Annotated in this window: 24 protein-coding genes; 8 read left to right on the top strand and 16 right to left on the bottom strand. The window is 63.6% G+C overall.

Annotation, left to right across the window (positions count from 1 at the left end; genetic code table 11):
* The first annotated feature begins 84 nt into the window (after window positions 1-84).
* Window positions 85-1,668 carry a peptide chain release factor 3 gene (locus tag AB8B31_RS23540; protein WP_018244456.1) on the top strand — a complete coding sequence of 528 codons (1,584 nt, stop codon included), beginning with the start codon at window positions 85-87 and terminating at the stop codon, window positions 1,666-1,668.
* A gap of 76 nt (window positions 1,669-1,744) precedes the next feature.
* On the opposite strand, the gene AB8B31_RS23545 is transcribed toward AB8B31_RS23540, so the two are convergent.
* Window positions 1,745-2,662, bottom strand: a complete 918-nt coding sequence (locus AB8B31_RS23545; RefSeq protein WP_065276925.1) for a LysR substrate-binding domain-containing protein — start codon at window positions 2,660-2,662, stop codon at window positions 1,745-1,747.
* 114 nt (window positions 2,663-2,776) lie between these two features.
* Between AB8B31_RS23545 and AB8B31_RS23550 the strand changes: the two genes are divergently transcribed.
* Window positions 2,777-3,484 carry a glutathione S-transferase family protein gene (locus AB8B31_RS23550; RefSeq protein WP_128408387.1) on the top strand — a complete coding sequence of 236 codons (708 nt, stop codon included), beginning with the start codon at window positions 2,777-2,779 and terminating at the stop codon, window positions 3,482-3,484.
* A 44-nt stretch (window positions 3,485-3,528) separates the two neighbouring features.
* Here the strand turns inward: AB8B31_RS23550 and AB8B31_RS23555 are convergent, their stop codons facing one another.
* On the bottom strand, window positions 3,529-3,915 hold the full coding sequence (locus tag AB8B31_RS23555; RefSeq protein ID WP_128408415.1) for a RidA family protein: 387 nt from the start codon (window positions 3,913-3,915) through the stop codon (window positions 3,529-3,531).
* A gap of 27 nt (window positions 3,916-3,942) precedes the next feature.
* Between AB8B31_RS23555 and AB8B31_RS23560 the strand changes: the two genes are divergently transcribed.
* Window positions 3,943-4,524 (top strand): Lrp/AsnC family transcriptional regulator, encoded by a 582-nt coding sequence (locus AB8B31_RS23560; protein ID WP_128408386.1) that lies wholly within the window; start codon window positions 3,943-3,945, stop codon window positions 4,522-4,524.
* A gap of 92 nt (window positions 4,525-4,616) precedes the next feature.
* Entirely contained in the window at window positions 4,617-5,108 is a 492-nt protein-coding gene (tsaA, locus tag AB8B31_RS23565; RefSeq protein WP_128408385.1) for a tRNA (N6-threonylcarbamoyladenosine(37)-N6)-methyltransferase TrmO, read from the top strand.
* An 18-nt stretch (window positions 5,109-5,126) separates the two neighbouring features.
* Here tsaA and AB8B31_RS23570 read toward each other — a convergent pair whose 3' ends face one another.
* The 5 genes from AB8B31_RS23570 to AB8B31_RS23590 all read right to left on the bottom strand — a co-directional run bounded on the left by AB8B31_RS23570 (window position 5,127) and on the right by AB8B31_RS23590 (window position 9,512).
* On the bottom strand, window positions 5,127-5,336 hold the full coding sequence (locus AB8B31_RS23570) for a TOBE domain-containing protein (RefSeq protein WP_018447815.1): 210 nt from the start codon (window positions 5,334-5,336) through the stop codon (window positions 5,127-5,129).
* A 68-nt stretch (window positions 5,337-5,404) separates the two neighbouring features.
* A complete protein-coding gene (locus AB8B31_RS23575) occupies window positions 5,405-5,806 on the bottom strand; it encodes a GFA family protein (RefSeq protein WP_047617326.1) in 402 nt (133 codons plus the stop codon).
* A gap of 109 nt (window positions 5,807-5,915) precedes the next feature.
* Window positions 5,916-7,445 carry a S10 family peptidase gene (locus AB8B31_RS23580; protein ID WP_128408384.1) on the bottom strand — a complete coding sequence of 510 codons (1,530 nt, stop codon included), beginning with the start codon at window positions 7,443-7,445 and terminating at the stop codon, window positions 5,916-5,918.
* A gap of 100 nt (window positions 7,446-7,545) precedes the next feature.
* Window positions 7,546-8,838, bottom strand: coding sequence for a CynX/NimT family MFS transporter (locus AB8B31_RS23585; RefSeq protein ID WP_128408383.1), 1,293 nt, complete (start codon window positions 8,836-8,838; stop codon window positions 7,546-7,548).
* Entirely contained in the window at window positions 8,835-9,512 is a 678-nt protein-coding gene (locus AB8B31_RS23590) for a FadR/GntR family transcriptional regulator (RefSeq protein ID WP_128408382.1), read from the bottom strand. The genes AB8B31_RS23585 and AB8B31_RS23590 overlap by 4 nt, the downstream gene beginning before the upstream one ends.
* Window positions 9,513-10,038: 526 nt before the next feature.
* Here AB8B31_RS23590 and AB8B31_RS23595 point away from each other — a divergent pair.
* Entirely contained in the window at window positions 10,039-10,851 is an 813-nt protein-coding gene (locus tag AB8B31_RS23595; RefSeq protein WP_128408381.1) for a class II glutamine amidotransferase, read from the top strand.
* 30 nt (window positions 10,852-10,881) lie between these two features.
* On the opposite strand, the gene coaBC is transcribed toward AB8B31_RS23595, so the two are convergent.
* The 3 genes from coaBC to AB8B31_RS23610 form a co-directional block, all read right to left on the bottom strand.
* A complete protein-coding gene (gene coaBC / locus AB8B31_RS23600; protein WP_128408380.1) occupies window positions 10,882-12,087 on the bottom strand; it encodes a bifunctional phosphopantothenoylcysteine decarboxylase/phosphopantothenate--cysteine ligase CoaBC in 1,206 nt (401 codons plus the stop codon).
* A gap of 177 nt (window positions 12,088-12,264) precedes the next feature.
* A complete protein-coding gene (locus tag AB8B31_RS23605) occupies window positions 12,265-13,014 on the bottom strand; it encodes an SDR family oxidoreductase (protein ID WP_128408379.1) in 750 nt (249 codons plus the stop codon).
* 135 nt (window positions 13,015-13,149) lie between these two features.
* Window positions 13,150-13,914, bottom strand: a complete 765-nt coding sequence (locus AB8B31_RS23610) for an SDR family oxidoreductase (RefSeq protein WP_128408378.1) — start codon at window positions 13,912-13,914, stop codon at window positions 13,150-13,152.
* 125 nt (window positions 13,915-14,039) lie between these two features.
* On the opposite strand from AB8B31_RS23610, the gene AB8B31_RS23615 reads away from it, so the two are divergent.
* A complete protein-coding gene (locus tag AB8B31_RS23615; RefSeq protein ID WP_128408377.1) occupies window positions 14,040-14,945 on the top strand; it encodes a LysR family transcriptional regulator in 906 nt (301 codons plus the stop codon).
* Window positions 14,946-15,045: 100 nt separating this feature from the next.
* Here AB8B31_RS23615 and AB8B31_RS23620 read toward each other — a convergent pair whose 3' ends face one another.
* Window positions 15,046-15,921, bottom strand: a complete 876-nt coding sequence (locus AB8B31_RS23620) for a LysR family transcriptional regulator (RefSeq protein ID WP_128408376.1) — start codon at window positions 15,919-15,921, stop codon at window positions 15,046-15,048.
* A 91-nt stretch (window positions 15,922-16,012) separates the two neighbouring features.
* On the opposite strand from AB8B31_RS23620, the gene AB8B31_RS23625 reads away from it, so the two are divergent.
* Window positions 16,013-17,263: an MFS transporter gene (locus AB8B31_RS23625; RefSeq protein WP_128408375.1), complete on the top strand. Its 1,251-nt coding sequence runs from the start codon at window positions 16,013-16,015 to the stop codon at window positions 17,261-17,263.
* Window positions 17,260-17,646 (top strand): VOC family protein, encoded by a 387-nt coding sequence (locus tag AB8B31_RS23630; RefSeq protein WP_128408374.1) that lies wholly within the window; start codon window positions 17,260-17,262, stop codon window positions 17,644-17,646. Before AB8B31_RS23625 ends, AB8B31_RS23630 begins: the two co-directional genes overlap by 4 nt.
* Before the next feature lie 17 nt (window positions 17,647-17,663).
* Here AB8B31_RS23630 and AB8B31_RS23635 read toward each other — a convergent pair whose 3' ends face one another.
* The 5 genes from AB8B31_RS23635 to AB8B31_RS23655 are packed head-to-tail and all read right to left on the bottom strand — an operon-like array spanning window position 17,664 to window position 23,426.
* A complete protein-coding gene (locus AB8B31_RS23635; protein WP_128408373.1) occupies window positions 17,664-19,325 on the bottom strand; it encodes a urocanate hydratase in 1,662 nt (553 codons plus the stop codon).
* Between the two features lie 33 nt (window positions 19,326-19,358).
* Window positions 19,359-19,688 carry a TfoX/Sxy family protein gene (locus AB8B31_RS23640; RefSeq protein ID WP_018447806.1) on the bottom strand — a complete coding sequence of 110 codons (330 nt, stop codon included), beginning with the start codon at window positions 19,686-19,688 and terminating at the stop codon, window positions 19,359-19,361.
* Between the two features lie 3 nt (window positions 19,689-19,691).
* Window positions 19,692-20,789: a DUF917 domain-containing protein gene (locus tag AB8B31_RS23645; protein ID WP_018447805.1), complete on the bottom strand. Its 1,098-nt coding sequence runs from the start codon at window positions 20,787-20,789 to the stop codon at window positions 19,692-19,694.
* Window positions 20,770-22,050, bottom strand: a complete 1,281-nt coding sequence (locus tag AB8B31_RS23650) for a Zn-dependent hydrolase (protein ID WP_018447804.1) — start codon at window positions 22,048-22,050, stop codon at window positions 20,770-20,772. Before AB8B31_RS23650 ends, AB8B31_RS23645 begins: the two co-directional genes overlap by 20 nt.
* A complete protein-coding gene (locus tag AB8B31_RS23655; protein WP_128408372.1) occupies window positions 22,047-23,426 on the bottom strand; it encodes a dihydroorotase in 1,380 nt (459 codons plus the stop codon). Before AB8B31_RS23655 ends, AB8B31_RS23650 begins: the two co-directional genes overlap by 4 nt.
* Window positions 23,427-23,428: the final 2 nt, after the last annotated feature.

The following is a 23,428-nucleotide window of genomic DNA, read 5'->3' on the forward strand; positions in this document are numbered from 1 at the left end:
TACTTTGCGCGCGCGACGCCGAGGTCAATTGCAAAGTCGGCCTTTAGTCGCTAGATACGCGGCAATTCCACAGGATTCACAAGTATGGCCGAAAGTCTCGCCGAGGCGGTCTCCCGCCGCCGCACATTCGCTATTATCGCCCACCCGGACGCGGGTAAGACGACGCTCACCGAAAAGCTGCTGCTGTTCGGCGGCGCCATTCAGCTTGCCGGCGAAGTCAAGGCAAAGAAGGATCGCATGCAGACGCGCTCCGACTGGATGAAGATCGAGCGCGAACGCGGCATCTCCGTCGTCACCTCGGTGATGACCTTCGAATATAACGATAATGTCTTCAATATCCTCGACACGCCGGGTCACGAGGATTTCGCCGACGACACCTATCGCACGCTGACGGCCGTCGATGCCGCGGTCATGGTCATCGATGCCGCCAAGGGCATCGAGCCGCGCACGCTGAAGCTCTTCGAAGTCTGCCGCATGCGCGATATTCCGATCATCACCTTTATCAACAAGATGGACCGCGAAAGCCGCGATCCCTTCGAGATCCTCGACGAGGTGGAAGAGAAGCTGGCGCTGGATACCGCGCCGATCACCTGGCCGATCGGCCGCTCCAAGACCTTTTGCGGCTCCTACAATATCGCCGCCAACACGGTGCGCGGTTCGGATACCGAAATCGAGGGAACGCCGGTCAACGGTCCGCAAAGCGTCGCCGGTAGGCTGCCCGAAAACGAGCGTAAGGCTTTTGTCGAGGAGACCGAACTGGCGATCGAGGCCTGCCGTCCCTTCGACCGCGAATCCTTCCTGGAAGGCCATATGACGCCTGTCTTTTTCGGCTCGGCGCTGCGCAATTACGGCGTTCGCGATCTCATCAACGCGCTCGGCGATTTCGCGCCGCCGCCGCGTGACCAGGTCGCCGATACCAGGACCGTGCATGCGACCGACGACAAGATGACGGCCTTCGTCTTCAAGATCCAGGCCAACATGGACCCCAACCACCGCGACCGCATCGCCTTTGCCCGCATCTGCTCCGGCAAGCTCGAGCGCGGTATGAAGGCAAGGCTCGCCCGCACCGGCAAGCAGCTGGGCCTGACCGCGCCGCAATTCTTCTTCGCCTCGCAGCGCCAGCTCGCCGACACCGCCTATGCCGGCGACGTCGTCGGCATTCCCAACCACGGGACCCTCCGGATCGGCGATACGCTGACCGAAGGTGAATCGCTGGTCTTCCAGGGCGTGCCGAACTTCTCGCCGGAGATCCTGCGCCGCGTGCGCCTGGAAGACGCGATGAAGGCGAAGAAGCTCAAGGAAGCCCTGCAGCAGATGGCCGAGGAAGGCGTCGTCCAGCTGTTCTCGCCGGAAGACGGCTCGCCGGCGATCGTCGGCGTCGTCGGCGCCCTGCAGCTCGACGTCTTGAAGGAGCGGCTGATGGCCGAATACGGCTTGCCGGTCTCCTTCGAAATGTCGCGTTTCTCCGTCTGCCGCTGGATCTCGGCCGAGCAGCCGGCCGATCTCGAGAAATTCCTCACCGTCAAGCGCGGCGATATCGCCCGCGACCTCGACGGCGACCCGGTCTTCCTCGCCCAGGACGGTTTCTCGCTGCGTTACGAGTCCGAGCGCCATCCGACGATCAAGATGGTCGCCATCAAGGAATATCACGCCGCAAAGGCGGCGTGATCTCTACAGCGCCGCGCGTCTTTTCAGACGCGCAAAGGACGCTGTAGCACTTTGAACTACCGCATAATTCCTTAAATCAATTCCGACTTAAGGAGTTATGCGGGGCCGCCAGCCGTTCGGCCAGGAAATCGACGACGGCGCGCACTGCCGGCAGTTGGCCACGCCGATGCGGCATCAGGATCGTCGTCTCGATGCTGCCCGCCGTCCATTCCGGAAGCACCCGCACCAGCCGCCCGTCTGCCAGCGCCTTGCGGCAGACGGATGTCGGCAGGCAGGTAATGCCAAGCCCCGACACGGCCATTTCCATCAAGACATAGGGTTCATCCGCCGCCATGACGGAATGCAGCGTGACGAGAGCCTCGTCGCCGCCATCGGAGTGGAGCCGCCATTGGTTTTCCGTCAGGCTGGTCATGATCGTCGCATGCTGCGCCAGTTCCTCCGGCAGGCGCGGCTGCCCATGGGTGCTGATATAATCCGGCGAGGCGAGGATGAAGAAAGGGTGGCTGGCGAGCTTCCGCTGTACCAGTGCGGAATCCGGCAGCGGCCCGCGATGGCTGCGCAGCGCGATGTCGAAACCTTCCTGCACGATATCGACGAAGCGGTCCGTCACGTGCACGGAGAGCCTGAGCTTCGGATATCGCGCTGCCAGCGCCGGCAGATGCTCCGTCAAGGTAAACTGTGCCGTCGGCACCGAGGCGGTGAGGCGAACGCTGCCTGCGGGTTCAGCCAGATGCCGCCGCACGATGCCTTCGGCCATCTCCGCCTCGATGATCGAGGCCTGGGCGTGCTGAAAGAATTCCCGGCCGAGCTCGGTCAGCGCGAAGCTTCGCGACGTGCGCTGGATCAGCCTGACGCCAAGCCGTGCCTCCAGCTCCGCAACGCGTTTGCTCACAGTCGATTTCGGAATGCCGAGATGCCTGGCGGCGGCGGTAAAACTGCCGCTGTCGACGGCCTGCACGAAAAGATGGAGGTCGTTGAGGTTGAAGAGCGTCATTGCTATCTTCCAGATATGTGGACATTGCGACGCATTTATAGCCTCTACCGCAGGATCGTCCACATCTTCACATTCATCGTGTCCAAACGGGGTCAATTCTGAAAGGAACGATTGATGTCACCCATATTGTTTTACGGCGTGCCGGAGGGCTGCTCCTTCGGCTCGATCGTCGCGCTGGAATGGTCCGGCCTGCCTTATCGGCTCTGCCGAGTCGAGATGCCGGAAATGGTTTCCAGCGAAGACTACATCAGGATCAACAAAGTCGGCGAAACGCCGTCGCTGCTGCTCGAGGATGGCAGGACGATCAGCGAAAGCTTGGCGATCCTCCATCATATCGGCGCTCGGGCGATCGGCGGCGGTCTGGGTTTTGCGCAGGGGTCGGAGGATTTCGATCGGCTGAACCAGATGCTCGCCTTTCTCAACACCAGTTTCTTCAAGGCCTTCGGCCCGCTCTGGTATGCGTTCGAACACCCGCTGGAGCCGCAGCAGAAGCAGGCCCTTACAGCCTATGGCAGCGCCGCGGTCGAAAAGGCGCATCAGACGCTGGAGCGTCTGCTCGATGGCCGCGAATGGCTTCTCGGCAATGGGCCGAGCCTGGCGGACGCCTATTTCGTCGGAATCGCCCGCTGGAACGATTTTCACAAGGTCGTCGACCGCCGGCAGTTTCCCGGCCTGCATCGCCTCTATGAGCGCATGCAGCAGGAGCCGGCCGTGCGTTTTGCCCACGCGATCGAGCATCGGCAGGAGGCGAAAAGCAGCGGCGGTTTCCGCGGCGAGGTCGATCTGGCCGAAGCGCTCGGCCTGTTGAAACAGGCGGCCTGATCGCCGCCGCCGTCGCACCCCTGCGGTGCGACGGCCAATGTGCCTTAGCCGGCAGCGATGATCTCGATCTCGACCAGCCAGTCGTCGCGCAGCGTTTCGACGATGATCGCTGTGGTCGGCACGGCGCGGCCGCTAAGTGCTCGAAGACGGGCATTCTGGTTCGCCTCCATAAAGGCGCCGTTGCTGAGATAGCTCGTCAGCCGCACGATATTGTCCACGGTCATATCAGCGGAGGTGAGGATGGCGCCCAGATTGGACCAGATGAGCTCCAGCTGTCCTTCCAGATCGGCCGCCGCCATTCCCTCGTGATCGAGACCCATGGTGCCGCTGACGAAGAGCAGCCGGGATGGATGCCTGACCTCCAGCGCATGGATGTAATCAGGGCTGGCCGGATAGACCCCACTTGCCGGATTGCGCGCGATCATCTCCATGAAATCTTTCATCCTCCGAATATTCTATTGAATAATGGTAGTATCGACGATTATTCTTCGGCAGAAAGAGGGTTTTGCGGAATGGCGAAAAATACAGAGGATCTTCGGCAAATTCGCCCACAGCAGCCGGTCATCGATGCCTTCGACCGAAAAATATTAGCCGCGCTCGCCGCCGACGGCAGCCAGAGCTATGCCAGGCTTGGCGAAACGGTCGGCCTGTCGGCGCCGGCCGTGCATGAGCGTGTGCGCCGCCTGAGACAATCCGGCACCATCAAGGGCGTGCATGCCGCGCTCGATGGCGCAGCGCTCGGCAAGCCGCTGCTTGCTTTCGTGCATGTGGAGGCGGCCGGCTGGGGCAAGAGCGAGCGGTTGATGCAGGTTCTGCAGTTTCCCGAGGTCGAGGAGATGCATTCGATCGCCGGCGACGCCAGCGTTCTCTTCAAGGTCCGCACCGCCAGCCCGCAGGCCTTGGAGGCTTTTCTCTCGCAGATCCATGCCGTTCCCGGCGTCACCGGCACCCGCAGCTATATCGCGCTTTCCACCTATCTGGAGCGTCCGGTACAGGCCGGCGTCACCGACAGTTGGCCTGATATGCATCTGCCGGAATAGGCTCGCTGCAAGCGTTGTGGACGAGATGTTCCATGAAATATAACGCCATGGCATAGTCCCGGCCGATTTTGCGGTTTGAATGAGGAAAAGCGATGGTCCGTGAGAATGAAATCCGCGAAAACGAAGTGGCAATTGAGCCGCCGGCGCCGACGGATGCAGGCCTCGTTTTCATCGGACGCATCGCCACGCTGTGGACGTCACGGCTGGAAACGCCGCGTCAGGGCCGTCATGATGGCCCCATCTGCCGGATCGAGATCTTCGAGCCCTGGGTGCCGGCACTACAGGGCGTCGAGGCTTTCGAGCGGCTGGAGGTTCTCTACTGGCTCGATCGCTCTCGCCGCGACCTGCTTCTGCAAAGCCCGGCGCGAACCGGCAAGACCCACGGGACCTTTTCGCTTCGCTCGCCGGTCCGGCCCAATCCGATCGGCACCTCGATCGTCTGGCTCGAAGCCGTCGAAGGCGCGATTCTGCTCGTGCGCGGTCTCGATTGTCTCGACGGCACGCCGCTTCTTGACCTGAAGCCGGACCGCACGCTCTTCACGCCAATCGCACCGCCGCAGCCGGGCGATTTTCAAACCGGCTGACGATCGGGCCGATGATCGTCAGTCAACCGCGACCATGACATCGGAGGCCTTGATGACAGCATAGGCATCCGAACCGACCGCAAGACCGAGTTCGTCGACGGCCTCGTTGGTGATCGAAGCGGTGACGATCGTGCCATTGCCGATGTCGATACGGACATGGGCGGTCGTCGCGCCTTTGACGACCTCGACCACTTTGCCCTTAATACGGTTGCGCGCACTGATCCTCATGGCTTTCTCCGGGTTCCTATCCGCCCAGCCTGACCGCTGTCCCTGCCACTCGTCTGGCCGGCATCAAGCTAATCCTCACCCTCGAAACGTGGCAGCGGTTCGATATTCTCCACCCCGGGCAAAGCCGACCGGCACCATATCTGTTTCCTGGGCGTCAGCTCCCGCCGCTGGTCGATGCTGCCGACGCGGATACCGATCGCGCCGCCTTCGCCGTCCGTGCGGTAGAGCGGCGATCCGCAATTCGGGCAGAAGAATTGCCGGCTGAGACCGCCGCTGTCGCCATATTTTGCGTAGCCTCTCGGCTCGCCTGATAGGAGTGTGAAACTTGCCGGCCGCGCCGGTGCGGTGATGCGATAGGCCGAACCCGTCAGCCGCTGGCAATCGGTGCAATGGCAGATCGAGATCCGCTCCGCATCGATCTCCGCCTGATAGCGGATCGCGCCGCAATGGCATCCTCCGGTAATGTGCATCGGCAAGCCCCCAAAGCATGTCGCGCAAAAGTGTAGAGCGGTTTTGCGATCACAACATGCGGAAAACAAAGAACCAAAGCATGGCAGGCGAATCTGATCGCGCTACGCTTTACTCAGCGGGCTGGGCGGCCGGGTGTGAGGCGTAGAAGGCCTTCGCATCCGCCGTGAAGGCGGTCCGCTGATCGGCTTTCGTATAGAACATATGCCCGCCGCGATAAAGCTTTAGCCCGACGCGGCCGTCGGCGAGCGAGGGCGGCAGATGGTCGACGACGTAGCGGCTGACGCTGTAAGGCGTCACCAGATCGCTGTAGCCATGCGCGATCAGCAGGTGGAATGCCGAGTTCGAGGCGAGCAGCTGCCGGATGTCGTCGGTGGCGCTGGCCTGGAAGCGCGATCCGCCGCCGCGCCCGCCGCCCCATTCCCAGCGCCGGCTGATATCGCCGTCGAGCAGCGAATAGGTCATCTCCGTCTTGAAGCCGAGCTCGTTGCGGGCGTAATCGGCAAAGGCGCCGCCATAGGCGCGGGTGAAGCCGTCAAGGATGGCGTCGTCGCCGCGGTCGTAATCCGATTCCGGATAGGGATCGGGTGCTGCAAAGGAGGCGTCGTAGGCGCTCATCACCTCGCCGCCCCCATCTGAATGTTTGACGAAGGAACTGCCGAGGAAGCCGCGGTTGCGGGTGACGATATCCTCTGGAATGCCCGTCAGGCGCGCGATCCTGCCATAGAAGGCGGCGGCATCGGCACCCATCGGCGGTGGTCCGGCCAGCGTCGTCAGATAGTCGCCGAGCGCGAAGGTCTCGGCCTCCTTCTGCTTCTCTTCGTCAAAGGCCTTGTGCCGGTCGAGTTCGGCCGCCGCCAGTGACGGCAGCTCCAGCGCCGCGCCGAGCGCAAATTGATCGGCATTGAACATCAGCTGGCCCTCGAGCAGGGGGGAAAGCATCACCGCGCCGGCGACGATGATGCCCTGGCTTTCCTGCAGCACCGAGGCGACCTTGGCCGCACGGAAGCCGCCATAACTCTCGCCGAGAAGATATTTCGGCGAGTTGGAACGGTTGTTGTGCGCGACATAGAGCGCAATTGCCTTGGCGATGCTCTGGGCATCGGCACTGACGTTATAATAATTGGAGGCGTCGTCGGCCTTTGCCGTCCGGCTCCAGCCGGTGCCGATCGGGTCGATCAGCACGAGATCGGTGAAATCGAGCCAGCTTTGCGGATTGTCGACGAGTTTCGCATTGGCACCGTCGCGTCCGTCCGGCCCGAAATCGAGTACCTTCGGCCCGACCAGCCCGAGATGCAGGAAGGCGGAAGCAGCACCCGGCCCGCCGTTGAAGGCAAAGGTCAGAGGCCGGTTCGGCCCGCCATCCCTTGCGACATAGGCGGTGTAGAAGACCGCGCCGGTCTGTACGCCGTCCTGGCCGAAGAGATCCAGCGTGCCGGCGGTGGCAGTATAGGCAATCTTCCGGCCGCCGATCGTCAGCGCGTGCTCGGTGACGGAATCGGCCGGCAGCAGCTTCAATACGCCGTCGCGCGCGCCGCTCTGGACATTCGCCCTCGGTGGATCGCTTTCCTGCGCATGGGAAAGGGCAGGTGCCAGCGACGCCATAAACGCGGCGAGCAGAAACAAGATTCGGATGCGCAAGATGTCTCCTCCGGCGTGGGGAATGAGAGGCTGAGATAGCGTAGCATCCGCGGCCGACGACCGACATCAAGAGATGGTGATGGGCCAGTGAGCGAAGAGCTCAGCCGGCCTTCTCAATGGCATGGACATTGATCTCCACCGCACGGCCGGCCTTCCAGCCGTTGATCGCCGCTCCGAGCCCGAGCGCAACGAAGAGGGCCGCGCACCAGGAAAAGCTTCCGGTCCAGCCGCGGATGAGGCCGACGATGAGCGGGCCGATGGCGGCAAGCAGGTAACCGACGCATTGCGCCATGCCGGAAAGATGGGCGGCGACATCGGGATCGCGTGAGCGCAGCACGATCGTCGTCATGGCCGCCGCGATCAGCCCACCCTGGCCGATGCCCTGCAGCACCGCCCATAGCCAGACCGTCGAAAGTGGCGCGAAGAGCAGGCCGAGCAGGGCGATGACGGCGACGCCGCAGAGGCTCGCATTGATCAGCCGCTGGTCGCGGCCGCGCACGGCGATATGCGGAACGATCAGGCAGGATGCCGCCTGTACCATCACCGACAGGGAAACGATCGCCCCTGATGTGACGCCGTCGAGCCCGCGTTCGCGTAAGATCGGAACCAGCCAGCCGAAGACGCAATAGGCAAGTGCCGATTGCAGCCCCATGAACAGCGTCACCTGCCAGGCAAGCCGGTCGCGCCAGAGGCCTTTGACGTGGAAGCCATTTCGTCTTGCCTGTCTGCCGCTGCGAAGAACTTCAGGCAGCCAAAGCAAACTGACGGCGAGCGCTGGAAGCGCCCAGACAGCGAGGGCACCCTCGAGAGAGCCGCCGAGTGCGTGCTCGATCGGCAGTGTCAGCCCGGCGGCACTTGCCGCACCGGCGCAAAGCGCCATCGTGTAGAAGCCGGTCATCAGTGCGGCGCGCCCGGCGAAATCGCGCTTCACCAGCCCCGGCAGCAGCACGTTGCCGACAGCAATACAGGCGCCCGCAAGGGCGGTGCCGATGAAGAGCAGTGGCACGGAGGAAAGCCCGCGCAAACCCGTGCCGAGTGCGAGAAGCAGCAGGACGCCGAGCAGCGTGCGCTCCGTCCCGAGGCGCTGGGCAAGACGAGGCGCAAGCGGCGAGAAGGCACCAAGGCAGACGACCGGTAGCGTCGTCAGTAGGCTGGCGCCCAGCGCGCTGACACCGAGCTCCGAGCGGATCTCCGGCAGAAGCGCCGAGGCGCTCGAGAAGACCGGGCGCAGGTTGAAGGCGATCAGCACCAGGCTCGCGCCAAGCAGGAAACGCCCGGCAGCTCCCCGCACCGGCGTTGCCTGCGGCGGCGGAAGGCTGCCGGCCTCGGCATCGATCAGCAATTCGTCGGCGGGGTCGAGCGCGCTGGCAGCATGGCTGGACGGCGCGTTCATGACAGGATCATCCGGTCGAGGGCGGCAAGAACGGGCGCCATGAAACGGCGCACCGCCGCATCCGCCTTGTCGGGATCGCCGGTTTCGATAGCGTCGACGATATCGGCATGCGCCTGCATGTCCGGTTCGGGAATATCCTTGCCGAGTGTCGCTGCGATGGTATCGGCGATCGAGGTCGAGAAGAAATCGTAGATCTCGATCATCGCCCGGTTACCGGAAGCGGCGATGACAGCCTTGTGGAAGGCGAGGTCGCGTTCGATGAAGGCGGCCTGATCGCCGCCGTCGTAACTGCCGCGTTCGGCAAGCAGCCTGCGAAGCCCTGCAACCGTCTCCGGCGTCTTGCGGATCGCCGTCAGCCGGGCGGCCTCGACGTCGAGCGCCAGGCGCGCCTCGAACTGGTCGCGCAGGCTGGCGCGCCGGGCCATCGTCAGCGGTCGGCCGGCATCGGTCGTCGAGCGGACATAGGTTCCCGAACCCTGCCTTGTCTCGAGATAACCCTGGGAGACGAGAACGCGCACCGCCTCGCGCACGGTGCCCCGGCTGACGGAAAGCATGGCCGACAGCGAGGCTTCATTCGGCAATTTCTCGCCGACCGTCCAGCGTTTGCCGAGAATGTCGCCGCGGATCGCCTCGATCGCCTCATCCGCGAGATTGGTCTTGCTGAGCGCTCGCATCTCACTACTCATAAAGTCATCAGATGACTTTATGAGTAGTGAGATTTCGATCTTTCGTCAACGCCTGACTCAAGACGATAAAGACATCGAGACAATAAAAAAGGGCCGCCTCAGCGACCCTTTCCATGAGTTTGGCCTCAAACTGGCCTGGACTGTCTATGCAGCCCTAGGAAGGCGGGGATTAGAGCGAGGGCTGCCTCGCCTTCGTCACCTCTTCCATGCCCGTTACGAGGTCCGAAATCTCATTAGACATTGGATCACCTTCCTTTCGTTCTGTTGCTGATGGCTTAAAGTTAGGCTGATTCTTCTGAGATGCAAGCAGAAATGCACGCATGCGCTGCTTTGAGAGAACCGCGGGTGTTCACAAAGGAACACGGCTTTTCGCCGAATGTGAAGGTGCCAGACGTCACGAAACCGTCATGTTGCGCTTGCAAACCGGCAACGCGTTAAGCTGTTATTAGCCGTGACATCAGACAATTTAGCGCATTCCCGCCGACGCGGCGGCGGGTTCCGGAGCAAGAAAGCCATGTGTCGCTGGGCAGCCTATCGCGGAGACCCTCTCTATCTTGAGGAACTGGTATCCTCGCCTGCGCACTCGCTCATCGAGCAGTCCCATTGCGCCACCCGCGCCAAGACGGCGACGAATGGTGATGGCTTCGGTATCGCCTGGTATGGCGACAGGCCCGAGCCCGGCCGCTACCGCGATATCCTGCCGGCTTGGTCGGATTGCAATCTGAAGAGCCTGGCACGGCAGATCCGTTCGCCGCTCTTCCTCGCCCATGTCCGCGCTGCCACAGGCGGCGGCACGCGCCGCGACAACTGCCACCCCTTCACCCATGGCACCTGGTCTTTCATGCACAACGGCCAGATCGCAGGCTTCGAGCGACTGCGCCGGCCGATGGAGGCGATGCTCGACGACGAGCTGTTCAATGCCCGCGGCGGCACGACCGACTCCGAACTGATGTTCCTGCTGGCGCTGCAATTCGGTCTGCGCGAGGCGCCGATCGCTGCGATGGCTCACATGATCGGTGTCGTCGAGGACCTGGCCGACAGCGTCATCGGCTCGATCCTGCTGCGCTTTACCGCTGCCTTCTCCGATGGCAACATGCTCTATGCTGTTCGCTATGCGACCGATCGCAAGGCGCCGACGCTCTATGCCTCGCCTGTGGGTGAGGGCTATTGCCTCGTGTCCGAGCCGCTGAACGACGATGGCGATGCCTGGGCGGAAATTCCGGATGGCAGCGCCGTCACCGTCGGTAAAGACGGTATCGACGTCGCCGACTTCCGGCCGGAGAAGCGGAGTGCCTCCAAGCCGCCGCGCGTGGCTATTCCTGCCTGAGCCGCTCGACGATAGCTGAGGCGCTGGCGATTAGCTGAGCTGCTTGGCGATCAGTGCCGCGAGTCGTTCGGCGACCTCTTCCTTCGCCAGGTCAGGCCATTGCTCGACGCCGTCGCGGCGAACGAGTTTGACGCGGTTGCGGCTGCCGCCCATGATGCCGGTCGCAGGAGAAACGTCATTGGCGACGATCATATCGGCGCCTTTCCTCTCGAGTTTCGCCTTCGCATTGCTTTCGACGTCCTGCGTCTCGGCGGCAAAGCCGATCACCAGCTTCGGCCGCATTGTATGATGGCCGACGGTTTTCAGGATGTCCGGATTCTCGGTCAGCGCCAGCGTCGGGATGGATTCGCCGGGATGTTTCTTCAGCTTCTGGTCGGCCGCCGAGGCGACGCGCCAGTCCGCCACCGCTGCGACCATCACGGCGATGTCGGCCGGCAGCGCCGCAAGCACGGCATCACGCATTTCTTCAGCCCGCTCGACATGCACGACTGTCACGCCGACGGGGTCGGCGATTGTCACCGGCCCCGATACGAGCGTCACCTCCGCTCCGAGCTTTGCAAGGGCTGCGGCGATCGCATGCCCCTGCCGGCCGGAGGAGCGGTTGGCGATATAGCGCACCGGATCGATCGGCTCATGCGTCGGTCCTGACGTGACGATTGCCTTGCGTCCCTTGAGCGGCTTTTCTCCGTCGTCGAGCATGGTTTCGGCAGCAGCGACGATCTCCAGCGGTTCCGCCATCCGGCCGAGCCCTGCCTCCCGGCTTTCCGCCATCTCGCCGGCCATCGGCCCGACGAAGCGGATGCCGTCGGCTCTGAGCATCGCGGCATTCCGCCGCGTCGCCGGATGCGCCCACATGGCGGGGTTCATCGCCGGTGCGGCAAGCACCGGCCTATTGGTCGCCAGAAGCACCGTCGAGGCGAGATCGTCGGCAAGCCCGTTCGCCATCTTCGCCATCAGGTCGGCGGTCGCAGGGGCGATCAGCACGAGGTCGCAGTCGCGCGCCAGCCGGATATGACCGATATCCTGTTCGTCCTGTCGCGAAAACAGATCGAGGTAGACATGGTCCGCTGCCAATGCACCGACGGCAAGCGGCGTGACGAATTCCTGGGCGCCTTTGGTCATCACAGGGCGCACGCTCGCGCCGCGCTCGCGCAGCCGGCGGATCAGATCCAGGCTCTTATAGGCGGCGATGCCGCCGGAGATGATGAGGAGGATGCGTTTGCCGCTGAGAGCCATGGCCTTCTACCCGTTGCCTTTTCTGACCGCCATCGACCCTAAGCCTTTGGCGGAGAACATGCAATCGCGAGGGCGACAGGCATCGGAGCTACTCCGGAAGCCGCCGCATGACGATCGGGATCGCCATGCCGAGGCGGGCAAGCTGCGGCGGCAGCCAGTCTCCGCCGCACTCGTGGGTCAGAGGTTGCTCATCCCGCCGTCGATGATGAGTTCGCTGCCGACGATATAGGCCGCCTCATCGGAGGCGAGGAAAACGATCGTCTTGGCGACTTCGCCGGGGGTTCCGAAACGGCCGACGGGAATCTGGGCCTGGATCTGCGCAGTCATCGCCTCCGATTGGGCTTGCGAAGCGCCGAGCTTGCTGTAGAGCGGCGTGGCGATCGGACCGGGGCTCACGGCGTTGACGCGGATGCCGCGGCCGATGAGTTCGCCCGACAATGTCTTGGCAAGCGTCAGCAGCGCACCCTTCGTCAGCGAATAGACGCTGGAATTCGGCATGCCGATATGGGCGTTGATCGAAGTGTTGAGCACGATCGCGGCCTGCTTCGAAAAAATCGGCAGCAACGCCTGAATCAGGAAGAATGGGCCCTTGACGTTGATATCAACCGACTTGTCGAAGGCGGCTTCGCTCCACTGTTCCAGCGGCCCGAATTCGGCGACCCCGGCGTTGACGAAGAGGATGTCGAGCGTGCCGAAAATCTCTCTCACGCTATCGGCGACGGCCTTCTGGCCGACCGCATTGCCGGCATCGGCCTGGATGACGGTGGCTTTGCCGCCGAATTCGGCGCGGGCCGCCTCGACGCTTGCCGCGCTGCTGCCGGTAACGACGACGCGGGCGCCCTCAGCGATGAACTGGCGGGCGGTCTCGAGGCCGATGCCGCTGGTGCCGCCGGTGATGAGGGCTGTCTTGTTCTGCAGGCGTGACATAATGAAGTTCCTTTGATCGAATGTTGGCGCGCGGCCCGTTCTTGTTCAATGCGAGAATGCTCTGAAAAAGGCGGCGCGATAAGCCGGCGCGTTGAAGGATCATCAACCCGCAGCGGATAACCGCGCCGCGCCGCCTCAGGTGCGGGTGATCGAAGCGCCGCCGTCGACCAGCGATGCCGTGCCGGTGACGAAGCTCGCATCGTCGGAGGCGAGGTAGAGGACCGAGCGGGCGAGCTCTTCGGGTGTTGCGACACGCTTCAGCGCATGCAGATTGGTGACGAAGGCCTGCTTCTCAGGCGTATCGTTCATGTCCCGATACATGTCGGTATCGACCGCACCCGGCAGGATGGCATTGATGCGCACGCCCTGCTGGCCGAATTCGGCGGCAAGCGCCTGCGTCAGGCCGATCAGCCCGGATTTGCTGGCGGCATAGGCGGCAACGCCAGGAAAGGCGAAGCTGTAGCCGACGAAGGTCGAGGTGAAGATCACCGAGCCGCCGCCATTTTCCACCATCGCGCCGATCTGCTGCTTGGCGGCGAGGAAGGAGGCCGTCAGATTGATCGCCAGCGCATCGCTGAAACCCGCTTCGGAAACGGCGGTGCTCGGACCGGCTTCGCCGAGCGTGCCGGCATTGTTGAAGGCGATATCGAGCTTGCCGTAATTTCTCACGGCGGCGGCGACCAGCGCCTTGTGATAATCTTCCGAGCGCACGTCGCCGGCAATGGCGATGGCATCGCCGCCCTCTGCCTTGATCTCCGCAACGAGGCTGTCAAGTTCACCTTGACGGCGGGCGCCGACGACGACCCTGGCGCCTTCGACTGCGAAGAGCTTTGCCGTGGCGCGGCCGATGCCGGAGCTTGCGCCGGTGACGATCGCGACCTTGTTGTTCAAGCGGTTCATGGTTCCATCTCCTGTGTTGAGGTGAGGCGGCCCTTGCCGTCCCTTCCGTTGAATGGAAGATGGCATTTTCCTTTCGTTCGGATTAGTCTCCAGATCGGGGAATTCGAATTCGGAAAGACCGAACGATGATCAGGATAGAAGGCATTGCGGCTTTTGTCGCCGTGGTCGAGGCAGGCTCGGTCAGCGAGGCGGCCCGGCGTCTTCGGCTGTCCAAATCCGTCGTCAGCGAAAGGTTGGCCGAGCTGGAGAAGTCGCTCGGCGGCATCCTGCTGCACCGAACGACCCGCAAGCTTACTTTGACCGAGGATGGCACGGTCTTCCTGGAGCGGGCTGCGCGCATCGTGCGCGAGATCGAGGAAGCCGCGGCCGATATGGCGGAGCGGCGCGGAACGCTGTCAGGCCCGATCCGCATCGCCGCTCCCGTCACCTTCGGCCGCATGCATCTCGGCCCGGCGCTCTATCCCTTTCTCGCCAAACATCCCGAGATCGAACTGACCCTCGATATCGATGACCGGCGGGTAGATGCCGCTTCGGACGGCTATGATGCCATTATCCGCAATGGTCCGATCGCCGATAGCCGGCTGGTCGCCTGGAAGCTCACGCGAAGCCGCCGTCTTCTCTGTGCCTCACCGGATTATCTCGCCCGCCAGGGAATTCCGTCCTCGCTGGCTGATCTCAACGGCCATCGCGGCATCTTCTACACCAATCGTGGCGTTGCCGACTGGCGCTTCCAGACGCCGGAGGGTGCGATCGTCGTCCGTGCGAAACTGGCGCTCGGCATCAACAATGGCGACATGCTCCGCGACGCCGCGATTGCCGGCCTCGGCATTGCGCTGCTGCCCGCCTTCATCGCCGGCCCGGCCATCCGCGAGGGCCGGCTTGCCGAAATCGATGTCGGCCATAGGCCGGAGGTCGAATTCATCTATATGGCCCATCCCGAGGGCCGAAATCCCTCCGCCAAGCTCCGCGCCATCGCCGATCACCTGAAGAAGAGCTTCGGCGATCCGCCCTATTGGGATCCGGCGGGCTAGAGCATGTCGCGCAAAAGTGTGCAGCAGTTTTGCGAAAACGACATGGGCAAAAACAAAGACCTAAAGCGCGAAGAGCGAATCTGAAAGATCGCGACGCGCTTTAGCTCAGCAGGCTCATCAGGTTCTCGGTGACCGGCGAGCGGTGTGTTTTCAGGATTGCCAGCGCCAGGCGCGCCACGGCCGGCGGCCCCTCGATCGGCCGGTAGGCCACACCTTCGAGCTTGATCTGCGAAATCGAGGCCGGCACGATCGAGACGCCGAGATCGGCCGCCACCAGATTGACGACCGAGGAAATCTGCGGCGCCTCCTGCGCCACGGTCAGCTCGAATCCCGCCTTGCGGCAGGCGAGCACGACATCGTCGTAGAGGCTCAAGCCCACGAGCCGGGGAAAGAGGATGAAGGGTTCGTACGCCAGCATTGCAAGCGGCAGGCTACGATGTCTTGCCAGAGGATGGCTGGCGGGCAGGGCAATCACCATCGGCTCGTCCGGCAGCCGCCGCAGCCGGATGCCGGCCGGATCGTCCAGGCTGGGGCGCATGAAGGTGGCGTCGAGCTCGCCGCGTTCCAGCTTCTGCATCAGCGCCAGCGTATTCATTTCCGTCAACGACAGCCGAACCTCCGGCCAGCGCGCGCGAAACCGGCGGATCGTCGTGCTGACCACGGGGTTGAAGGCGGAGGATGCAGTGAAGCCGAGCGACAGCCGGCCGGTCTCGCCGCGATTGGCGCTTTGCGCCGCAAGCTTCGCCTTCTCAGCTGCCACCAGCGACGCCTTTGCCTCGCCAAGGAAGGCCGCGCCCGCTGCCGTCAATTCGGCGCCGTGCGGCACACGGTGAAACAGCGCCGCACCCACTTCCCTCTCCAGGTCGCGGATCTGCTGGCTGAGCGGCGGCTGCCCGATGCCGAGCTTGCCGGCGGCACGGGTGAAATTGCCTTCTTCCGCCACCGCCAGAAAATACCTGAGATGCCGCAGCTCCATCACTATCTCCAAAACCTATCGGAATCGACGGTCTCATATATTGGACAAATGGAGGCGCTTTGACTAGATCGGAGGCTGGAAGGATGAAGATATGCCGACGTCAGTTCATGCAGTGAAGACCTCCGAGACAGCTGCGACCCCAGGGCAGAAGCACTACCTGACCCGTGGCGCCGGCGCCTATCGCCGCGCCAGCCTGGCACTCTTCCTTTCCGGCTTCTCCACCTTCTCGCTGCTCTATTGCGTCCAGCCGCTGCTGCCGATCTTCTCGCAGGAATTCGCTGTCAGCCCGGCCGAAAGCTCGCTGTCCCTTTCGCTCTCCACCGGTTTCCTGGCGGTCGCCATCGTCTGCGCCGCCGCCGTCTCGGAAGGTCTCGGCCGCCGCAGCCTGATGTCGATATCGCTGGTCGGGGCGGCATTGCTGACCATTGCCACCGCCTTTGCCCCGAACTGGCATCTGCTGCTCGTCATCCGCGCGCTTCAGGGCCTTGTTCTCGGTGGTGTGCCGGCCGTTGCCATGGCCTATCTCGCCGAGGAAATCGATCCGCGCGGCCTTGGCGCCACCATGGGCCTCTATGTCGGCGGCACGGCCTTCGGCGGCATGTCCGGCCGTGTGCTCACCGGCATCTTCGCCGAATATCTCACCTGGCGTCCGGCGCTCTTCATCATCGGCACCATCGGCCTTGCCGCCGCGATCGGCTTCATCGCCCTCTTGCCACCGTCACGCAATTTCGTCCGCCGGCCAGGCCTCGATCCGCGCTTTCATGCAAAAGCCTGGCTCGGCCATCTCCGCAATCCGGCGCTGCCTTTCATCTTCGCCATCGCCTTCCTGGCGATGGGCTCCTTTGTGACGATCTACAATTATGCCGGCTTCCGCCTGGTGGCGCCGCCCTACGGCCTCAACCAGACCGAACTCGGCCTGATCTTCACCGTCTACCTCTTCGGCATCGGCGCCTCCTCGATCGGCGGCCTGTTGGGAGACCGGATCGGGCACTTTTCCGTGCTTCTCTTCGGTCTGGCACTCACCGCCGCCGGCAGCGCGCTGACGCTCTTTGCCTCGCTCCCGGCGATTATCCTGGGTATCATCGTGCTCACGACCGGCTTCTTCATGAGCCATTCGATCGCCAGCGGCCTTGTCGGCAAGCTGGCGCATGGCACCAAGGGGCACGCCTCGTCGCTCTATATGCTCGCCTATTATGTCGGTTCCAGCCTCATGGGTTCGGCGGGAGGCTGGTTCTTCGCGGTTGAAGGCTGGGCCGCCGTCGTTATCTTCACACTCGCCATGCTGGCGCTGGCCTTTGCGTCCGCCTGTCTTGCCCAGCACCTCGCGAGGAGAAAAGCATGATCCGCATAGACCGTCTCGACCATCTCGTGCTGACCGTCGCCGATATCGCGATCAGCTGCGACTTCTATTCCCGCGTCCTCGGCATGTCGGTCGAAACCTTTGCTGAAGGCCGAAAAGCACTGAAATTCGGCGGGCAGAAGATCAATCTGCACCATGCCGGCCACGAATTCGATCCCAAGGCAAGGCAACCCACACCCGGCTCCGGCGACCTCTGCTTCATCGCCGAGACTCAGCTTGCCGATGTCATCGCCCATCTAGAGGCCTTAGGCGTTGCCATCGAAGAGGGTCCGGTCGAGCGCACCGGTGCGACCGGACGTCTGCGCTCGGTCTATTTCAGGGACCCCGACGGAAACCTCCTCGAGGTCTCCAATCTGATTGCCTGACGTCGGCCTCCCGCACATCAACCGAGCCGGATATAGGGCACGTCCTTCTTCGCCACCTCATCCAGCGCCTCCTCGTAACCGGCATCGGCGTAACGCATGACGCCGAGCGCCGTATCGTTGGTCAGCGCATGGTCGAGCCGTTCGTCGGCGGCGTCCGTGCCGTCGGCTATGACGGTGACGCCGCAGCTCGTCATATAGCCGGCATAGCCACCGCCGCCGGAATGGATGACGACCAGATCGGCCATCGACGAGCAGAGCATCATCGCATCGATCAGCGGCCAGTCGGCGATTGCGTCGGAGCCGTCCTTCATCCCCTCGGTCATGATATTCGGATGCGCCATGGCGCCGGCGTCGAGATGGTCGCGGGAGAAGGCGACCGGGCCTTTGAGTTCGCCGCTCGCAACCAGCGCGTTGACGCGCCTTGCGAGTGCGGTGCGTTCGCCGTGGCCGAGCCAGGCGATGCGGGCCGGCAGCCCCTCGAAGGGCACATGCTCGCGCGCCAGCCGGATCCAGTTGGTGATGATCTTGTTGTCGGGAAACATCTCGAGCAGCAGATCGTCGATCCGGGCGATATCGCTCTCCTCGCCTGACAGAGCCATCCAGCGGAACGGGCCGATCGCCCGGGCAAAGAGCGGCCTGAGATAGGCTTCGGTGAAGATCGGAATGTCGAAGGCATTGGCGACACCGCCCTCGCGGGCCTGCGTGCGGATCAGATTGCCGTTGTCGAAGACTTCCGAGCCACGCTTCTGGAATTCCAGCATCGCCGTCACATGCTCGACGATCGAGGCCCGGCTTGCCGCCATCAATTGCCCCTGGCCATCGTCGCGCAGGCCCTTGACCTGCTCGAGGCTCATGCCCTTCGGCACGTAACCGTAGACGAGGTCATGCGCCGAGGTCTGGTCGGTGACGATGTCGGGCACGATGCCGCGGCGGGCGATCTCGGGATAGACCTCCGCCGCATTACCGACGAGGCCGACGGACAGCGCCCGCTTGTCCTTCACCGCTGCATCGATCATCTGAAGGGCGGTATCGAGATCGGGAGCGATTTCCTGGAGATAGCCGATCTGCTGGCGCTTGCGGGCGCGCTCCGGATCGATGTCGATGCAGAGGATTGCAGCCCCTGCCATGCGGCCGGCGAGAGGTTGCGCCCCGCCCATGCCGCCGAGGCCGGCCGTCAGCACGAACCGGCCGAGGAGATCGCCGCCGAAGCGCCGCTCGGCAATGCGCATGAAGATCTCGTAGGTGCCCTGGATGACGCCCTGGCTGCCGATATATTGCCAGGCGCCGGCCGTCAGCCCGCCCCAGCAGATCAACCCCTTGCGCTGCAGCTCGTAGAATACTTCGGCCTTTGCCCATTGCCCGACGATATTGCAGTTCGCCATGATGACCAGCGGCGCCTTGGCATGCGTTCGAACGAGGCCGATCGGCTTGCCGGACTGGATGAGCAGCGTCTGGTCCTCGTCCATCTCGGTCAGCGCTTTGACGATGCCCCTATGCGCCGCCCAGTTGCGGGCCGCCTTGCCGAGCGCGGCGTAGACGATCAGATTGTCGGGGTCCTCGCCGACGGAGAGCACGTTTTCGAGCAGCCGCAGCAGCGCCTCCTGCCGCCAGCCCTTGGCGCGCAGTTCCGGCCCGCCGGGAATCGGAAATTTCGGATGACGTGGATTGGCCTTCGGCATCGTGAGTTCCTCGTTTTGCTCTGCCTTCGTTCGTTATTTGCTGGGCAGCGATTGCACATAGGCGAGTGCCGCATCAAGCAAACGCCGTCTCAGGGCATCGTCGCCATAAACCTCGGCACCGCCTCGCACCCAGCCATGCATCACCCGCTCGCCCGACAGCATCTGGATCACGCCCGGCAGTGCCAGCGCCCAGTCGTCATTGCCCTTGCCGAGACGGATCAGCATGCCGTCATTTCGCGCGCAGCAGAGAAGATTGCCGTTCAGCATGAAGGCCCAGCCGCCGAACATGGATTTTTCGGCAAGGCCCGGCCGATCGCCGAGTTCCTCACGCATCAGTTCTTCGAGACCCCGATCGCGCGCCATGGCTCAGGCCTTTGTCGCCAGTGCGTAGCGTGCGATCTCGATCCCCATCGCCTTTTCGACGACGGGATAGACGGTCGGATCGAGCACGCTTGCCGACAGCGGAATGATATCCATCGGCACATGTAGGATGAACACCCGCATGCCCTCCTTGAGCTGGCCGACGCTGAGCGGCTCGCCCTCCGGTGAAAGCGTGGTGATGACGGCGGGAAAGGTCGCAAGTCGCCCGCCATCCGCATCGTTCACCGCCATATATTCGTTCATCACATGCAGCGTCACCGATGTTCCGCCCGAGCCGACGGTGATCGTGCCGATGTCGAAGGCTTCCTTGGTGTAGACGACCTCCTTGCGGGTAATGGCGCCCTCGGCAAGGATATGCCCGCCCGTCGTCTTGCAGATCGCGTCGATGACATCAGATCCGCCGCGCTTCTCCGCCGCGATGATCGCCTCACCGAGCGAAAGTGCCATCGAAATGCCACCGAGCGCCGCATGGCTGCGGACATAGGAGGCTCTGAGCGGATTGCGGCAACTGGCGATGAAGCCACCGGATTGATCGGCGGCAGCGCGCAGCACCGGTGAGATCTTCGCCGTCGCCCCCTTCACCACCAGTTCGATATAACGATTCTCGGAGCGATTGCCGCCGACAGCGGTCTGGATCATCTGCTCGGGCGAACCGGCCATGCCGATCGAGCCCATGTCGCCCGTGGGATGCGCGCGGATATCGCCGACCGCGTCGACCACCTTGGTACCGAGGATTGCCGACGGCAGCCAGCCGTTCAGCGTCGAGGATTTGCCGTTCTGGCCGATGATCAGCCCGGAAAGCTTTTCACCCAGTGCCTCCTGCAGCAATTGCACCGCCTTCACATAGTCGATGCCCTGCATTTCCCAGGGGGTGGTGGAAGCCGGCGCGCCGATCGCAGCCGCAGTCGCAATCCAGTCCTCGTCCTTCAACTCGTCGATCGAGACCAGCTCGGGCTTGCCGACATTGACGGCGGCATAACCGAGCATCCGCCCGTGATCGGCCCAGCCGCCGCCACCGGCGGCATAGACGGACCCACCCTTGACGGCAGCTTCCACGTCCTTCTCAACGAGTATGCGTCCCATCGGTCCTCTCCTGATTCAAATCCTTGTCCATCTCGCGCACCGCCTCGAAAAGCACGGCGGTGCCGAGCGCGATATCGTCATTTTCAGCCCATTCGTCGGCCGAATGGCTGCGGCCTTCCCGGCAGGGCACGAAGATCATCGCCGCCGGTGCCACCTTGGCGATCCAGGCCGTGTCGTGCCCCGCGCCGGAGGCCATGCGCCGATGTTTTGCACCGACACGTTCGCAAGCGGCCTCCAAGGTCGACAGCAGCCCGGCATCAGCAGGCGTCGGCAGATTGTCGGATACCCGGTTCGGCGTCTGGATCGTCACGCTGTAGGCCCCCGCCAGCTTTTCGACATGGCCGTCGAGCCAGCGGCAGAATGCCTCCATGTCGGCGCGGACTTCCGCGCGCCCATCGATCAGCAGCGCCACCTTCGACGGCACGACATTGGCGGCATTCGGCTCGATGCGGAATTCGCCGACCGTCGCTGCAAAATGGCCCGGCGTTTTCGCAAGCTCGGCGGCGGCGTTGCGGATGTCGAGCACCAGCTGTGATGCCGCCACCAGCGCATCCGCCCGTCGGTCCATCGGCGTCGTGCCGGCATGGTCGGCCCGCCCTTCGACGGTGATCTCGATGCGGGTGATGCCTGATATCGCGGTGACGATGCCGACATCCTCCTTTTCGGCTTCGAGCACCGGGCCCTGTTCGATATGAAGTTCCAGAAAGCCTGCTATATCGGGTCTCTTCTGCTGCATCAGCACGTCAGGTCGGCCACCGACCTGCGCGATACCCTCGGCCAGGTCGCGCCCGTCGCTGACGCGCGAAAGCCAGGCCTCCGGCAGTTGGCCGGTCATGCCGCGGCTGCCGATGCAGGACACGCCGAAGATACTGACCTCCTCGGCAAGGAAATCGACGATTTCGAGATCGTGATCGAGCTCGATATTCTGGTCACCAAGCGCGCGCACCACCTCCAGCGCCGAAATTACCCCGGCAATGCCGTCAAAGCGGCCGCCGTCCGGCACCGTGTCAGAATGCGAACCGACCATGATCGTGCCGAGCCATGGTTTCCGGCCAGTCCGTCGGCCGATCAGATTGCCGGCGGCATCGACCCGCGTTTCCAGTCCCGCCGCCTTCATCCGCGCGTCGATATAGGCCCGGCCTTCGAGGAAGAGCGGCGAGAAGGCCCGCCGCGTCCAGGGATGCCCCGGCTCGGTAATCCCGGCCAGCGCCTCGATATCTCCAGCGATCCTGCCGGCATTGACGGGAAGATTGCGGCTCATGCTTCAGCTCCCGCAATGACCTGACGCGGCAGCGGCCGCACGAAGCGCCCGGTGCCGGGCGCAGTCAGCACCTTGGCGCCCTCGGCAATCTTTTCGCCGCGCAGATAGGTGGCGGAAATGGTCCAGGGCAGGCGGATGCCGTTATAGGGGCTCCAGCCGACGACATTGTTGCCGCTCGCGGCGGCATCATAGACACTGTCGCGCGGCTCCAGCACGACGATATCGGCGTCCTTGCCCGGCGTCAGTGCCCCCTTGATATGGTCGAGCCGGAAATGCTTTGCCGGGTTCTCCGCCATCAGCCTGGCGGCCCATGTCAGGGGAACGCCGCGTTCGATGGCACCTTTGACGAAAAGCGGCACCATCACCTCGAGGCCTGGAACGCCGGAGGCGTTGGCGAGCATGTCGGGATTGGTCTTGCGGTTTTCCGACCAGCTGACGTGATCGGTCGAGACCAGCCAGACATCGCCCTCGGCCACCTTCCGCCAGAGTCTCTCCACCTCGGCGCGCGGCCGCACCGGCGGATTGATCTTCGCCTTGCCGCCGAGGCGCTTCACGTCGTTTTCCTCGTCGAGCGTCAGGTAGTGGATGCAGCATTCGACAGTCGCCGCAAAACCGTCGCGGCGATAGGCGCGCGCGATATCATAGCCGCGCCCGAGCGAGCAGTGCACCACATGCGCCGGGCAGCCGGTAGCAGCACCCGTCTCGAAGATCGTGTGCATCGCCAGCAGCTCGGTGATCGGCGGCCGCGACAGGCCGTGCGCCCGCCAGTCGGTGATGCCGCTTGCCTTCACCTGCTCGATGTAGCTGCGCACCGCCTCATCGTCTTCATTGTGCACGCCCGCCGTCAGCCCGGTCGGAGCGATCGCCGCAAAGCAGGCGTCGAGCAGGGCCGGCGGAATGCGCGGAAAGCGCTTCGGGTCGGTGCCGAAGGTCGAGAATTTGAAGGCCGCGACACCTGCCTCCACCATCTCGCGGATCCGCGCCGGGCCTTCTTCCGGATCGACGGTGCCGTAAAGTGCGAAATCGACGCGCGCCTGCGGTCCGGCATGGTCGACTTTCCGCTTCACCGCCGCTGCCGAACAGACGAGATTGCCTTCGTCATAGGGCATGTCGACGATTGTAGTCACGCCGCCTGCCGCCGCCGAGCGCGTCGACCAGATGAAATCCTCCTGGTCCTTCTGGGAAAGCGAATGTACCTGCGCATCGATCGCGCCGGGCAGGATCAGCGCTTTTCCGAGCAGATGCCGTTCGCGGCCCGCAGGCGGCACGCCGAGGCCGACCTCGGCGATCTTGCCGTCGCGCACGGCGACATAGCCCTCTTCGACAATGCGGTCCGGCAGCACCACCGTGCCCTGCAGAACGAGATCGAAGTCCATGT

This window comes from Rhizobium sp. 62_C5_N11_2 (assembly GCF_051811185.1).
Classification (GTDB): Bacteria; Pseudomonadota; Alphaproteobacteria; order Rhizobiales; family Rhizobiaceae; genus Rhizobium; species Rhizobium leguminosarum.